The sequence below is a fragment of the Yunchengibacter salinarum genome, assembly GCF_037658235.1.
GTDB lineage: Bacteria > Pseudomonadota > Alphaproteobacteria > Sphingomonadales > Kordiimonadaceae > Yunchengibacter > Yunchengibacter salinarum.
In genome coordinates, this window is sequence record NZ_JBBJLN010000005.1 from 226,475 (window position 1) to 240,871 (window position 14,397).

At 63.3% G+C, this 14,397-nt stretch carries 12 protein-coding genes; all 12 read right to left on the bottom strand.

Annotated features, from left to right (window positions below; genetic code table 11):
• Positions 1 to 21: 21 nt before the first annotated feature.
• Entirely contained in the window at positions 22 to 1,686 is a 1,665-nt protein-coding gene (locus WGH93_RS07440; protein WP_374764239.1) for a polysaccharide biosynthesis/export family protein, read from the bottom strand.
• Positions 1,679 to 2,881 carry a KpsE/RkpR family capsule polysaccharide export protein gene (locus tag WGH93_RS07445; RefSeq protein ID WP_374764240.1) on the bottom strand — a complete coding sequence of 401 codons (1,203 nt, stop codon included), beginning with the start codon at positions 2,879 to 2,881 and terminating at the stop codon, positions 1,679 to 1,681. The genes WGH93_RS07440 and WGH93_RS07445 overlap by 8 nt, the downstream gene beginning before the upstream one ends.
• A gap of 96 nt (positions 2,882 to 2,977) precedes the next feature.
• A complete protein-coding gene (locus tag WGH93_RS07450; RefSeq protein ID WP_374764241.1) occupies positions 2,978 to 3,628 on the bottom strand; it encodes an ABC transporter ATP-binding protein in 651 nt (216 codons plus the stop codon).
• Entirely contained in the window at positions 3,625 to 4,407 is a 783-nt protein-coding gene (locus WGH93_RS07455) for an ABC transporter permease (RefSeq protein ID WP_374764242.1), read from the bottom strand. The genes WGH93_RS07450 and WGH93_RS07455 overlap by 4 nt, the downstream gene beginning before the upstream one ends.
• A 42-nt stretch (positions 4,408 to 4,449) precedes the next feature.
• Positions 4,450 to 5,466, bottom strand: coding sequence for a KpsF/GutQ family sugar-phosphate isomerase (locus WGH93_RS07460; RefSeq protein WP_374764243.1), 1,017 nt, complete (start codon positions 5,464 to 5,466; stop codon positions 4,450 to 4,452).
• A 443-nt stretch (positions 5,467 to 5,909) separates the two neighbouring features.
• Positions 5,910 to 7,166: a capsular polysaccharide export protein, LipB/KpsS family gene (locus tag WGH93_RS07465; RefSeq protein WP_374764244.1), complete on the bottom strand. Its 1,257-nt coding sequence runs from the start codon at positions 7,164 to 7,166 to the stop codon at positions 5,910 to 5,912.
• On the bottom strand, positions 7,163 to 9,073 hold the full coding sequence (gene cysN, locus WGH93_RS07470) for a sulfate adenylyltransferase subunit CysN (protein ID WP_374764245.1): 1,911 nt from the start codon (positions 9,071 to 9,073) through the stop codon (positions 7,163 to 7,165). The genes WGH93_RS07465 and cysN overlap by 4 nt, the downstream gene beginning before the upstream one ends.
• Positions 9,073 to 9,975: a sulfate adenylyltransferase subunit CysD gene (gene cysD, locus WGH93_RS07475; RefSeq protein WP_374764246.1), complete on the bottom strand. Its 903-nt coding sequence runs from the start codon at positions 9,973 to 9,975 to the stop codon at positions 9,073 to 9,075. Before cysD ends, cysN begins: the two co-directional genes overlap by 1 nt.
• Positions 9,976 to 10,066: 91 nt before the next feature.
• Positions 10,067 to 12,178: a capsule polysaccharide biogenesis protein gene (locus WGH93_RS07480; protein WP_374764247.1), complete on the bottom strand. Its 2,112-nt coding sequence runs from the start codon at positions 12,176 to 12,178 to the stop codon at positions 10,067 to 10,069.
• Complete coding sequence (gene kdsB, locus WGH93_RS07485; RefSeq protein ID WP_374764248.1) at positions 12,175 to 12,915, bottom strand: 3-deoxy-manno-octulosonate cytidylyltransferase; 741 nt, start codon at positions 12,913 to 12,915, stop codon at positions 12,175 to 12,177. Before kdsB ends, WGH93_RS07480 begins: the two co-directional genes overlap by 4 nt.
• Positions 12,912 to 13,502 carry a KdsC family phosphatase gene (locus WGH93_RS07490; RefSeq protein WP_374764249.1) on the bottom strand — a complete coding sequence of 197 codons (591 nt, stop codon included), beginning with the start codon at positions 13,500 to 13,502 and terminating at the stop codon, positions 12,912 to 12,914. Before WGH93_RS07490 ends, kdsB begins: the two co-directional genes overlap by 4 nt.
• Positions 13,499 to 14,341, bottom strand: a complete 843-nt coding sequence (gene kdsA, locus WGH93_RS07495) for a 3-deoxy-8-phosphooctulonate synthase (RefSeq protein ID WP_374764250.1) — start codon at positions 14,339 to 14,341, stop codon at positions 13,499 to 13,501. Before kdsA ends, WGH93_RS07490 begins: the two co-directional genes overlap by 4 nt.
• Positions 14,342 to 14,397: the final 56 nt, after the last annotated feature.

A 14,397-nucleotide genomic window follows, 5' to 3' on the forward strand; every position in this document is an offset into this window, starting at 1 on the left:
GCCTCCACCGGATGACCCGGATTATATGCCCAGCACCACCCCGGCGGACAGGGCAAGCTGATAGAAGATGGAAATGATCTCTGTGGCGAGTTGGAAGGACTTCACCTGCACCTTGGGCATGACAAAGATCTCATCCCCCGGCGCGATCACCAGATCCTTGTCGTCAATATCGTCCTCGTCCACCTTCTCGAAAGTGCCGTCCGTATGCAGCAGCAGAATGTGCGCCCGGTCCCGGTCCTGAGTGAAGCCGCCCGCTTGCTCGATATAGTCCTCAATGGTATGGCCCTTCTGATAGGCGGTGGCATTGGGGAACAGCACATCGCCGTGCACCATCACAAGATTGCTGGAACGCGGAATGCGCACCACGTCCCCCGGTTCCAGCAGAATGTTCATGCGACTGCTGGCGCGGGCCAGCGAGATGCGCCCTTCCGGCTCCACCTCCTGCGCGCGCTTGACCCATTGCAGGATCATTTCCGCCTCCGCCGCGCGCAGTTCCGCTTCCCCCTTGGAGCGGGAGCGGGCGGTGAGCACACTGCTTTCCAGTGCCCGGAGCTGGGCGTTCAACATGTCTTTCTGGCGGCGCTTCACGCTCTGCCGGATCAACTGAATGGCATCCTTTTCCGCATTCTGGCCGAATTCCACCTGTTCCAACAGATCACCGAGCCGGGCGCCATAGGGCAGGATGAATTCCTGCGGCGAGCGGTGCTCCCCTTCCACCCGCACGGAAATGGTACCGGGCATCTTGTCCGAGACCACATGCACCATGTCTCCCGGACTGAGACTGGCTTTTCTGGCCGCGCTGATAGACAGATATTCCACCCGTGATTTGCGCAACGAGTTGCGGTTGATCCGCACATGGGTGGCATGGGGATAGGGCCCGGCCAGATCCAGCAGGCGGCCCAGATCGGCGCTGTTGCCCTTGAACTCGAACAGCCCGGGGTTCTGCACCTCCCCCTTCACACCCGCTTGCGACCGCAACTTTTCCACGATGATGGTATCGCCGTCATGAATCTGAAAGCTGGGCATCTTGCCCGTGAGAATGAAATCATACAGATTGATGGTGCTGACCGCCTCGCCGTCGCGCAGCAGCTTCACTGTCAGAAAGGAGCCGCGGCGCGGATCGATGCCGCCCGCCCGGTCCAGGAAAAACAGCACCGAATCCGCCGCATGGCCGGCATACAGGCCGGGCTGGCGCACAAAACCGGTCACGAACACCTTGACGGGCTTGGCGCCGTTCAGGCTGGCATAAACACCCACATTGCGCTTGAATACACCCTTGATGGCCGCCGTGACCACCCGGTTCAGGTCGCCATTGGCCACCCCTTCCACCGGCACCGGGCCAACGGAGGGAATGAAGATATTGCCCTGGGCATCCACCGGCACCTCGCCGGAAAACTCAAAACCGCCCCACAGTTGCAGGCGCACCGTGTCGCCAACACTCACCTGATAGGCCGGGTTGAAGCCCTGAAAGCTCTGATTGGCGAACTCCCCGCTGAACAGGAAATGGCCGAACACCTTGTCTTCCCTGACCGTATCCTGGCGCGCTTCCGGCACCGGCGCGGCATCCTGGGTCACATTCTGGTTCTGTGCCGCCACGGGCACGGCGATCAGGGCAAGCGCCAGAAACCAGAACGCCGCAAACCGCCGCCAAAAGCCGGATGCAAGAAAGGAGGCATGGTCAGACATCACGATGCTCCCGAATGGTGGCCACGATCATCACACCGATCCAATACGCCAGAATCAGGCCGATCAGAAGGGTAACAAGATCATACAGGGTTTCAGGGTAGCGCGCGTCCTGCGGGCGGCTGGGCGCCTGCACCACCACCAGATGCTTCAGCTTGCGATAGCTTTCCACGCGGGTCTGCTCCAGGCTGGTCAGCGCGGTGGTGTACAGGTCGGTGGCCAATTTCAGTTCCAGTTCCAGGCGCTTGAAGCGCAGCCATACCTGGTTCATGGCGCCGCCCTCAGCGCCGGACATCTTGGCCTTTTCCTGATCGATCTGGGATTGCAGGGCATCGATCCGGTCGCGCACGGCCACCAGTTCCGCCGCATCCTCGTTCAGATAGCTGGACAGGCGCTTTTCTTCCGCCTGCGCGCGCACCAGTTCGCCCTGAAGCTCGTTCACCACGCCCTGAAGCGCGCTGCCGGATGCTTCCGCGTTCAGCAGGTTGTTGTCGTCCTGGAAACGGGTCAGGTTTTCCTGCGCGGTCATCAACTTGTCATTGGCGCGGATCAGTTCCTGTTCCACAAAGGCCACATCCTCCCGCGCGATGGACTGGCTGATCTCGTTGATATAGTCTTCCGCCCGGTCGATGATGGCCTGCGCCAGCGTGCGGGCAAAGGCCGGATCGAAAGCCTGCACCTCGATGGACAGGATGGCGCTGTCCGGGTCCACATCAACGGTGACCCGATCCTGATAATAGCCGAGAAAATCCTCGTCCGACGGGCTGTCGGACAGCCGCCAGACCAGATCGAAGCGGGGCGCGGAATAATGGGCGATCAGGTCCAGCTCTTCCTGCAGATGGCGCAGCATGTCCCGCGACTGGATAAAGGTCTGCACCAGCAGCGCATCCTGCCGGCCCGGCGGGTTCATGGACAACATGCCAAGCTGCGGGTTCATGGATGCCTGACTGTCCGCCGCCTTCACATAGACTTCGGCGATCGTGGCATAGCGCGGCGCCGCCACCAGCACATAATAAATGGCCGCCAGGGCGAAGATCACCAGCACCCACTTGAAATGGCCGGAAAACAGGCCGGTGCGCACATCATCCGCCCGGTTCACGCTGACCGGCGCGGGGGTGTCGTTCGCCGGTGCCGCCTGCGATGGTTCGCGGCGGGCCAGGGCACGCTTCAGTGTATTGAGGGGGGCGTTCAGCGTCATGCTCGCTCAATGTTTCGGCGACGCCGGATGCCCACAGGCTCCAGGCCGGTATATCCTGCCCGGCCAGAGGCCGTGTGAAAGACCGGCGCGCACGGCTTACAGGCGTTCATAGCGGGCAATGGCCCGCTCCACACTCTCGTAGAAGTCTGCCCGGCCATATGCAAGCAAAATTGCCGCATTACAATGCTCCCTTACCTTCGCCATCTGGTGCGAAACCAGAATGATATTGGCCCGTCCGCGCTTGGCGGTCAGGGTCTCGCTGCACTTGCGCTGGAAAGCCGCATCCCCCACCGACATGATCTCGTCCAGCAGATAGGTGTCGAAATCGAACCCCATGGAAACGGCGAAATTATAGCGTGACCGCATACCCGAACTATAGCCGCCCACCGGCAGTTCGAACTGGTCGCCAAGCTCGGAGAAATCCTTGACGTATTCCTCCACCGGATAGGTGTCGGAAACACCGTGGATGCGGCAGATGAAGCGCACATTCTCCCGCCCGGTCATGCTGCCATTGAAACCGCTGGCAAGCCCCAGCGGCCAGGAGATGAAGCGATCCGAGCGCACCTTGCCCGCATTGGGGAAATCAATGCCGCCGATCAGCCGCACCAGGGTGGACTTGCCCGCGCCGTTGGGGCCCAGAATGGCCACGTCCCGGTCATCGGGAATCACCAGATCAAGCTGGCGCAGCACGAAATGCGGGCCATAGCGCGTGGGGTAGAATTTGGTCACCTTGTCCAGATGGATCATGTGGCCACCATGCGGCGCCAGCGCAGCCGGTAGGCGGCCATGGCGAACACCATGCTGAGCACGGTCCAGTCCATCAGATAGCCAAGGTCCGCCACCGGGCTCACATACAACTTCAGCCAGGCTTCGCGGATCAGCTCGTTCACATGCACCAGCGGATTCCAGGCCAGCCATGTTCGGTAGGGTTCGGGGATGATGGTCATGGGGTAAAAGACCGCCGACAGAAACAGCAGCGGCATCTGGGTCAGATTGATGACTTTCTCGATCTCCCGCGCGAAAAAGGCAAGAATACCCATGAGCAGGCCGAAAAACCCGGCAAAGAACCAGGTGACAGTGGCATACAGCAGAACAAGAAGGGGGTCGGCGGGCACCGCGTCCATGCCGAACCAGGCAAAGCCCGCCACCATCAGCGCGGACACCACCAGAAAGATCACCGCCTCAAGAAGCCAGCGGGCCAGGAAAATATCGAACAGCCGCACCTGCCGGAACTGAGTCAGCCCGCCACTGCCGCGCATGGCGCCCATGGACTCCTTCATGGTCACATTCCACAGGCGCCGGTGGGACAGCACCCCCACCAGAATGAAGACGGCAGGCTCGGTAAAGCCGAACTCCCCCCGACCGCGCAGGCCGAACAGCAGCACGAACACCACCGCCATCATGATCGGCTCCAGCAATATCCAGATATTGCCAAAGGTATAGCCGGAAAAGCGGCTGTTCATCTCGCGCAGGAAGACGGCGAAGATCACATCCCGCTGGATGCCCAGGGCGGATCGTTCCTTCATGGTCCGCCCCCGCCCGGCGGGCGCGCCGAACCACGCCGGGGATTAATGATCTTCGTGCTTGTAAAGACCCACATACCGGCCATCATCGTCCACCACGACGAGCAATTGCGCATCCTTGTACCGCATCAGGTTTTCCGCGTCATCGACAATCTGGGACTGCCGGATGGTGTGGAAATCCTCGCTCATGCACTGACGGGCCGTCACTTCCCGGATGCGGCGAGTCACCCTGAGTGCCACGGCAAGCTGACCCTTTGTCACCACGCCCAGCGGATAGCCGCCCTCGTCCAGCACCACGGCGGCGCCCGCCGTGCCCCCGGCCATTTCAGCCGCCAGTTCCAGCAACACCATGCCCGGCGGCACGGCGGGCACGGCCTTGGTCAGCATCACATCCGCCACCTTTTTCAGCAGCCGACGGCCAAGCGACCCCCCCGGATGGTAGCGGGCGAAATCCCGCGGGTGGAAATTCCTGAGCGACATCAGGGAAATGGCGAGCGCATCGCCGATCACCGCCGTTACCACGATGGACGTGGTGGGGGTGAGATTGTTGGGGCACACCTCTTCCGTGACGGGGATTTCCAGCACCACATCCGCCGCGCGGCCCAGCGTGGACGTGCGCTGGCCGGTGATGGCCACGATGCGGTTGCCGAATTCCTTCAACGAGGGCAGAAGCTGGCAGATCTCTTCCGTCTCACCGCTATAGGAAATCAGCAGCAGGGTATCGTCCCTGGTGACCATGCCAAGGTCGCCGTGCGATGCCTCCGCCGGGTGCAGGAAAAAGCTGGGTGTGCCGGTGGATGCCAGCGTGGCGGAAATCTTGCGCCCCACATGGCCGGACTTTCCCATGCCGATCACGATCAGATGCCCTGTCGTTTCGAGCAGCAGGCGAATGGCCCTGGAATAGGCATCCTCGTCATAGCTCTGGGCCAGCCGCTCCAGCGCCTGACCCTGCTTGAGGAAGGTGGTGCCGATATTTTCCAGCGTCTGCCCGAAGTCCGCCTTTATCTTGCCGGGCAGCTCCAACACATTGGCGTCCGCCTGTTCCTCGCTGGCGTTTTTCATAGAACCCCTGACCTTTCTGTCTCTTGCCGCCCCATTTGCCACCCCGGCATGGCAGAACCCATATGGCCCCCGCCTGATCCTGCCCGCCGGCCACATCCCGACCCGTGGCCGCCCCGGCCACAAACGGGGCACCCCGGCTCGCCGGAAGCATCCGCATCAATGTTGTATATCCTGCCCGATCAATATGGCGAAATCCAGATACGCCCTACCCGCGCCATCCCCCGAACCGAACACAGTTCCGATAAACCCCGACCAAGATAACAATACAATCAAAGCGCTACACCGAAATTTGAAACAACGCAACATATATGGCGGGCATCGCCCTACCAGACCGGATCAATTTAACCGCCCGGCCTGCCCCAGCCAAGATATGGCGACAATTCGGTTCAAAACATATCCGGTGATCCCGCACCCTGAAAGCGCGCATTGCAGGGCAGGCCGGATCAGGCCCGGTCGCTTGCCATCAGGGCGCCGGCCAGATAGCGGGCGAGCCGATGCGCGGTTTCCCGGCGGTACACATAAAAGCTGCCGGGCACCAGGGTTTCCGCGATCAGGCGCGCCCGATACCGGGCCACCCGGCCCCGATCCACCGTGCCGGGATCAGCCCAGAACCGGTCCAGCGGCCGCGAACTCGTCAACCCCGCCCGCGCCACCATGGCCTGCCCAAGGCAGCAGACCGGCACGCCTGCCCACAGCGCTTCCAGCGCCACCGTGCTGTTCACCGTTACCACGCCGCGACACACGGCCAGCAGCGGGGCCAACGGCCAATCCGTGCCGTGATGCACCCGGCCTTCCAGCCCCAGCCGCCGCGCGGTGCGGCGGATCAGGCGGCCATAATGGCGAAACCCCCGGTCCATCGGATGGTGCTTGATGGCCAGATGGGCGCCGGGCGGCGCATGATCCCGGAAAGACGCCAGCACATCCGCGATCACCGGCTCCATGCCGTCATAGGGGCTGTGATGGCGGATCTGGCTGTCCACCGCCACCTGAAGGGGCAGCAGGAACAGCGGCGCCGTTTGCCCGATGCGCTCAAGACGGCGGGCCAGCCGCCGATCCCGGAAGCGCCATACCTGTTTGCGCCGCGCCCCGTTCAGCCAGGCCATCATTTCGCTGAACCAGGAGCCGGGCCGGTGGTGGCGATAAGCCCTGTACCCCGCCGGATTCCAGTCCTTGGCGATATAATACAGAAACGCAAACCAACCCTGCCGGGAAAAACTTGGCGGATGATCCAGCGGCGCCGGGGGCGGCACGGCGGGCGGGCTGTCCGGGTCGGCCAGAAAGCGGTCGGGAAAACGGGAATTGGCATTGTTGCCGCCCGGCTCCATGGCCACATAGCCGGGCCGCACATAGGCTTCCTCCAGCGCGAAAAAGGGCACGTCCGCCTCGGCGCACACCTGCCGGGCCTCGCGGTGATAAAAGCGGCTGTCGCCATAGGCCAGAACGGCATGGGGCGCCTGATCCGCGATCAACTGATCAAAAAAGGCCGCCCAGCTTTCCGGGCGGCCCTGATATGGTACTTCCTGCTCGGCCCAGCCATAATAGGCATCCCCGGCATTGAAAAAGACCCGCACGGTGCGCCAGCCCTGGCTGCGCATGGCGCGGGCCAGATCGGCGAAAAAGGGGCCAAGCGGCCCCTGCAACAGGACCACCACGGGGCGCCCGTCATGGGCGGTGGCGATGGTCCTGGCCGGGTCGATCAATCCTGCGCCCTCAGATAGCCCCTGCTTTCCAGCCAATCGAGCACCTCATCCACGCACGCCTCCGGGTCCCGCCCGTCCGTGCGGATATGCAGATCGGGCTGTTCCGGCGCCTCATAGGGCGAATCATAGCCGGTGAAGTTCTTGATCTTGCCTTCTTTGGCCTTCTTGTACAGCCCCTTGGGATCACGCTCGGCGCACACTTCGATCGGCGTGTCCACAAAGACCTCCACGAACTCCTGCTCGCCCATCATTTCGCGGACCATGCGCCGCTCCGCCCGGAAGGGGGAAATGAAGCTGGTCATCACGATCAGGCCCGCATCCACCATGAGCCTGGCCACCTCGCCCACGCGGCGGATGTTCTCCACCCGATCCGCATCGGTGAAGCCCAGATCGTTGTTCAGGCCGTGGCGCACATTGTCGCCGTCCAGCACATAGGTGTGCTTGCCGCTGGCGTGCAGGCGCTTCTCAAGCAGATTGGCTAGGGTGGACTTGCCGGACCCGGACAGCCCCGTGAACCACAGCACCGCCGGATACTGATGCTTGGCCCTGGCACGTTCGGACTTGTTCACGTCCAGCGCCTGCCAGTGAATATTGCTGGCCCGGCGCAGCGCGAAATCGATCATGCCCGCGCCCACCGTATTGTTGGTCATCCGGTCGATGACGATGAACGCCCCGGTGACCGGGCTGTCGTCATAGGGGTCGAACGCAATATCCGCCCCAAGCGCCAGATTGCACACGCCGATCTCGTTGAGATCCAGATGCTTGGCCGCGGAATGTTCCAGCGTGTTCACATTGATCTTGTATTTCAGATCCGAAACAACCCCGGAAACCTGCCGGTTCGCTGTCTTGATGATATAGGGGCGCCCCGGCAGCAGCGCATCGTCCGACATCCAGATCAGCCGTGCTTCGAACTGATCGGCGGTCTCACAGGGGGCGCCTGCGTCGCACAGCACATCGCCGCGGGACACATCGATCTCGTCCGTCAGTGTCAGGGTCACGGCCTGATCCTGAATGGCGCTGTCCTTGTCCCCGTCATAGGTGACAATACGTTCCACCGTGCTTTCCTGACCGCCAGGCACAACCTTCACCCGCGAGCCGGGCGCGACGGTGCCGCTGGCGATGGTGCCGGCAAACCCGCGGAAATCCAGATTGGGCCGGTTGACCCACTGCACAGGCATACGGAACGGCTTGTCGGTACGATCCGTGGCCACCTGCACGCTTTCCAGATGGTGCATCAGGGTCGGCCCCTGATACCAGGGCATATTGGCGCTGGGCGTGACGATATTGTCCCCTTCCAGCGCGGAAATGGGAATGCAGGTGATATCCGTAAAGCCAAGCGTGTGGGCAAAGGCGCGGTAATCCGCCTCAATCTCGTCAAAGCGGGTCTGATCATAGTCCACCAGATCCATCTTGTTCACCGCCAGCACCACATTGCGAATGCCCAAAAGCGACGTGATGAAGCTGTGGCGCCGGGTCTGGGTCAGCACACCCTGGCGGGCATCCACCAGCAGCACCGCCAGATCGGCGGTGGACGCCCCCGTGGCCATGTTGCGGGTGTATTGCTCATGCCCCGGCGTGTCGGCGACAATGAACTTGCGCTTGTCGGTGGCGAAGAAGCGATAGGCCACATCGATGGTGATGCCCTGCTCCCGCTCGGCGGCGAGGCCGTCCACCAGCAGGGCGAAATCGATCTTTTCGCCCTGTGTGCCCACCTTGCGGCTGTCGCTTTCCAGCGCATCAAGCTGATCCTCGAAGATCAGTTTGCTGTCATACAGCAGGCGCCCGATCAGGGTGGACTTGCCGTCATCCACGCTGCCGCATGTGATGAAGCGCAACATGGATTTTTCGCCGTGCATCTTGAGATAGGCGGAGATGTCGGTGGCGATCAGGTCGGACTGATGGGTCATCAGAAATAGCCTTCCTGTTTTTTCTTTTCCATGCTGGCCGCGGAATCATGGTCGATCACCCGGCCTTCCCGTTCCGAAGTCTTGGCCAGCAACATTTCCTGGATGATTTCCTCCAGCGTGTCCGCCTGGCTTTCCACCGCACCGGTCAGAGGATAGCAGCCCAGCGTGCGGAACCGCACCTTCTTCATCATCGGGGTCTCGCCGTCCGCCAGCGGCATCCGGTCGTCATCCACCATGATCAGCGTGCCGTCCCGCTCCACCACCGGGCGCTCGGCGGCATAATAAAGCGGCACGATGGGAATGTTCTCCTGATGGATATATTGCCAGATATCCAGTTCCGTCCAGTTGGACAGCGGGAAAACGCGGATGCTTTCGCCCTGGTGCTTGCGGGTATTGAAGATGTTCCACAGTTCGGGCCGCTGATTCTTGGGGTCCCAGCGATGATTGGTGGTGCGGAAGGAAAACACCCGTTCCTTTGCGCGGGATTTTTCCTCATCCCGCCGGGCGCCGCCAAAGGCGGCATCGAAACCGTACTTGTCCAGCGCCTGCTTGAGCGACTGGGTTTTCATCACGTCCGTATGCAGCGCGCTGCCATGGGTGAAGGGGCCGATCCCCTGCTTCACACCCTCTTCATTGATGTGAACGATCAGGTCCAGGCCCAGGTCCTTGGCCAGGGCATCCCGGAACTGGGTCATTTCCCGGAATTTCCAGGTGGTATCCACATGCAGCAGCGGAAACGGCGGCAGGGCCGGATAAAACGCCTTCAGGGCCAGATGCAGCATAACGCTGCTGTCCTTGCCGATGGAATAGAGCATCACCGGGTTTTCCGCTTCCGCGGCCACTTCCCGGATGATGTGGATGCTCTCCGCCTCCAGCCTTTCCAGGTGGGTCAGGGTTGTCATAGCTTGAAGCCTCGCACTTGCCCGATACATACCGGCCCCGAACACGCAGGCCCGATGCACGGGGACCGTCACCATTCATCGCCCGCGTCCCCTAGCGCGCAAGTGCCGCCAGAAGAAAGCGAATTTTTCTATTCAGGCGGGATAGTTTCCCGAACCGCCCCGTGGACCGATCCGCTGCGGCCGCCTCCCGCGACAGGCGCCGCACCAGCGCTTCCGGGCTGGTCATCACCCCCTCCGGCCACGCAACGTTGCGGGCATACACCACCAGCAACCCGTAGACAAGGGCGCCAAGCGGCAAATGACGGCCCCGGCGCGGCATGGTCATTCCGTCCGTGGTCAGCCCCCAGCCGGCATAAAAGGGGCGACCATATGTGAACACCGGCACATCGCGCAGCAGCGCTTCGAAGCCGGTCAGGCTGGTCATGGTGTGCACCACGTCCACGGCCATCAGGCAATCCAGTATGTCCGCATCCACGACCACCTGATCAGCAAGCCGTTCCACCTGTTCCGGCGTGGTGCCGTCCGCCCGGTTGCCGCTGACCACATCCGGGTGGGGCTTGTACACGATGAAGGCATCCGGCTCCCTGTCCCGCACCGCCGCCAGCAGCGCACCGTCATTGCCGATCTCCGGCGCGCCATATCTCAGCGAAGCATCACCCGCCACCTGCCCCGGCACCAGAATCACCGTCCGCCCCGCAGCCGCCGGGCGAAAATCCAGCGGCGCGCGGCGGCCCACATTGTATTTGCTTACCTTTTCGGCGCGGATCAGGCGGGCGAGCGCGGCCCCGCGCGCCACTTCCCGGTCGTGGAAATCATGGCGCGCCAAAAAGGTTTCCAGATCACTGGGGCAACCGCCATCATAATAAATTCCACTGCTGTCCAGCACCAGAGATGCAGGCCGCGACAGATCACTGCCAAGCCCCACCGACCGGATGAAACCATCCTCCATGCGCCAGACCGGCACGCCCTTCGCCGCCGCCTTCAGGCGGTGGTCCTGCCCGCGCCCCCACACAAGCAGCGCATCCCCCTTCCTGAAGCGGAAAGACCTCAGCGCCCGCCCCGGAATGAAGTGCACCGGCGCCGCCGCCTCGGCCAGAAAGGCAGGCACGAAGCCGCGCTTCCACAGCGAAAACCCGGCAGCCACCACGCGCCGGGCATTAAGGCGGGGCATTTGCTGGCGCACGGTCAGATAATCCAGCACGCTTTCCAGCGTCGCGGCATCGCCGTTAAAGGGGTCACCATAGCGGGCATAGCGCAGCAGGGTATATGCCACCAGGTCCACCAGCGTGCGGCGGCGGTTGCGACGGTCCAGATGCTGCCAGTCTTCCGTCAGCCCCCAGCCGGCATAGAAGGGCATACCGCCGCAGATCACATGACAGCCGGCGATCAGCGCCTCGAACCCCATCTGGCTGGTGGCCACATAGACCGTGCCTATACGTGCCAGAAGCGCCTGTGCATTGACCGGCTCGGCGAGCACGGTCACATCATCCGGCAGGGCCGCCAGATCGAAATGGCCCTTTTTGCGGCCCAGCGCCACATCGGGATGCACCTTCAGAAACACCCGCCCGCCCGGATGGCGGCTGCGGGCGGTTTCCAGCAGGCGGTCAAACACATCCCCGTCGGCCAGCCCCAGCGTGACCGACATGTCGCCCAGCGTCTGGTCCACCACCAGAATATTGTGCTCCGGCGCGGGGGCCAGCCGATCCGCCACCGTATCGGGCAGATCATAGGGGCTGACATTGTATTTGCTGAGACGCCAGCGGCGGATGCGGGCCATGGCATCGGCGGCGCGGCGGCGCTCGTCCGCCGTGGGGGCGTCGTCCGGGTCGTTCAGCATGGCTTCCAGCCGGGACGGGCGGGTGGCGTCATAATAGATGCCCAGATCATCCACCACCAGAGACAGGCGCCGCCGGTCCATACTCGGATGGGACAGATAGGCATAAAAGCCGTCTTCCAGCCGCCACAGGGGCAGGTTCAGCCGCGCCGCCAGCCGGTGGGCGCGACGGCTGTTGGGCTTGCGGCCCCATGCCACCACGGCCTCGGCCCCGGCATCGCCCGTCCATCCGCCAGCATAGCGGGCAACCCGGTGTACGGTGCGCCCCAGCATGGCCGGTATCATGGCATCCCGCGCAATACCCGCGGAGGTGGTCAGCACCCTGCCCGCGTCGGCATCCCCCGCGGCGATGGCGGCGGGCGGGGTCATCGGCTTCCCGATTCCTGCATCAGGCGCTCGGCCTCGGCCAGGTCCGCGGGCGTGTCCACACCCAGAGGTGCGGGGCCACGGGCCACCACCACCTGAATCGGAATGCCGTGATGCAGGGCCCGCAACTGTTCCAGTTTTTCCGCCTGTTCCGCGGGGGATGGCGGCAGGGTCGTCAGCCGGGACAGGGTGGACACCCGATAGGCATACAGCCCCACATGCTGGAACCAGGAAACGCCGCCCGCGCCGTCCCGATCAATCGGAATACCAAGGCGGGAAAACCAGGCGGCCCGGCCCCTGGCATCCATCACCACCTTCACCGTGCCGGCATCCGTGGCCCGCGCCGGATCGGCCATCGGCACGGCGATGGTGGCCATCGGCGTTTCCGCCGTCACCCCTTCCGCCACCGCCCGAATCATGTAAGCGGGCATGAAGGGTTCGTCCCCCTGAAGATTGACCACCACCTCGTCGTCGGCCCAGCCCAGTTCGCGGGCCACCTCGGCCACCCGATCCGTGCCCGACTGATGCGATTCGTCCGTGCGTGCCGTGCTTGCCCCGAACCCCTTGGCGGCGCGCAGAACCTCGCTGTCTTCCGATGTAACCACAATGCTGCCCGGATGGCCCACCGCCTCCAGCGCCCGGCGCCATACATGTTCCACCAGGGGCCGCCCGGCCAGTTCACGCAGCGGCTTGCCCTCAAGACGCGTGGACCCGAAGCGCGCGGGAATAACGATCCTCATGGCTCTGTTCCTCCTGACATATGCACCGTGCCCAATTGCGCCTCGTCCAGCGCTTCGATCAAACGGCGGCCCTGCGCGGCCAGAATATATTCCACCGCATCGCGCACCGCACCCCGACCACCGCCACGCGGGGTCACATGGTCGGCCAGGTCCCGGATATCCGCCGCCGCATCGGCGGGCGCAAGCGCCAGACCGGCCCAGCACATGGCGCCATAATCAATCAGATCATCCCCCATCATGGCCACCTCAGCCGCCGTCAAACCGCGTTCCCGCGCCAGCATCCGCACCGCTTCCAGCTTGTTATCCACCGACAGATGCACCGCCGTAATGCCCAGATCGGCCAGGCGCCGTTCCAGCGGCGCCGACTGGCGCCCGGACACCACCGCACATTCCAGACCGAGCGCCCGGCCATGCTTGATGGCCATGCCATCCTGCGCGGAAAAGGCTTTCAGGGTCTCACCCTCGGCACTGTAATAGATCAGGCCGTCGGTCATCACGCCGTCCACATCCAGCACCAGCAGCCGGATGGCGGCCACGGCCTCGGGGCGCCCCGCACCTTCGCGCATATGGCCGGTCGCCGCCGTCATGAAAGGTCCAGCGGCGGCTGGCTCTTGATCAGTTGATCCACCGCCTTGACCTGTCGCAGAAAGGGGGCCACCCGATCCAGTGGCAGCGCGCACGGGCCATCGCACCTTGCCTCGTCCGGCTTGGGATGGGCCTCCAGAAACAGGCCCGCCAGCCCCAGCGCCATGCCGGAACGGGCCAGCGCCAGCGCCTGACCGCCCCGGCCATCGGCGCCGCTGGAAAGCCCGCCGGGCTTTTGCAGGGCGTGGGTCACGTCGAACACCACGGGCGCCAAGGTCCGCATCCGGTCCATGCCCAGCATGTCCACCACCAGATTGTTATAGCCGAAACAGCTTCCGCGCTCGCACAGCATCCCCTTGTCATTGCCGCTTTCGGTCAGCTTTTTCAGAATGTGCCGCATTTCGTCCGGGGCCAGGAACTGGGGCTTTTTCACATTGACCGGCCTGCCCGTGCGTGCAGCCGCCACCACCAGGTCCGTCTGCCGGGCCAGGAAGGCCGGGATCTGGATGATATCGGCCACGTCCGCCACCGGCGCCGCCTGTTCGGGTTCGTGAATATCGGTCAACACCGGCACATCGAACGTGCGGCGCACCTCTTCCAGCAGCCGCAGGCCCTCTTCCAGCCCCGGCCCGCGAAAGGAATGGATGCTGGACCGGTTGGCCTTGTCGAAACTGGCCTTGAAAACAAAGGGAATATCCAGTTCCGCCGTAATGGTGCAGAATGTTTCGCAGACCGTCATGGCCAGCGAACGGCTTTCCAGCACATTCATACCGGCCATCAGGACAAAGGGCCGGTCATTGCCCAATATGATCTGATCGGAAACCTGAACGGTCTGCCCCATGCGCCACCTGTGTTGTTTCTGCCGTGCCACCATCCCTGTTCCAGGATGTTGCTTAA

Coding starts and splice junctions, on each gene's coding strand:
- WGH93_RS07445 (WP_374764240.1), bottom strand. CDS start 2,881: ATGACGCTGAACGCCCCCCTCAATACACTGAAGCGTGCCCTGGCCCGC.
- WGH93_RS07490 (WP_374764249.1), bottom strand. CDS start 13,502: ATGACGGCGGCGACCGGCCATATGCGCGAAGGTGCGGGGCGCCCCGAG.
- WGH93_RS07480 (WP_374764247.1), bottom strand. CDS start 12,178: ATGACCCCGCCCGCCGCCATCGCCGCGGGGGATGCCGACGCGGGCAGG.
- cysD (WP_374764246.1), bottom strand. CDS start 9,975: ATGACAACCCTGACCCACCTGGAAAGGCTGGAGGCGGAGAGCATCCAC.
- WGH93_RS07450 (WP_374764241.1), bottom strand. CDS start 3,628: ATGATCCATCTGGACAAGGTGACCAAATTCTACCCCACGCGCTATGGC.
- cysN (WP_374764245.1), bottom strand. CDS start 9,073: ATGACCCATCAGTCCGACCTGATCGCCACCGACATCTCCGCCTATCTC.
- WGH93_RS07460 (WP_374764243.1), bottom strand. CDS start 5,466: ATGAAAAACGCCAGCGAGGAACAGGCGGACGCCAATGTGTTGGAGCTG.
- kdsB (WP_374764248.1), bottom strand. CDS start 12,915: ATGAGGATCGTTATTCCCGCGCGCTTCGGGTCCACGCGTCTTGAGGGC.
- WGH93_RS07455 (WP_374764242.1), bottom strand. CDS start 4,407: ATGAAGGAACGATCCGCCCTGGGCATCCAGCGGGATGTGATCTTCGCC.
- kdsA (WP_374764250.1), bottom strand. CDS start 14,341: ATGGGGCAGACCGTTCAGGTTTCCGATCAGATCATATTGGGCAATGAC.
- WGH93_RS07440 (WP_374764239.1), bottom strand. CDS start 1,686: ATGTCTGACCATGCCTCCTTTCTTGCATCCGGCTTTTGGCGGCGGTTT.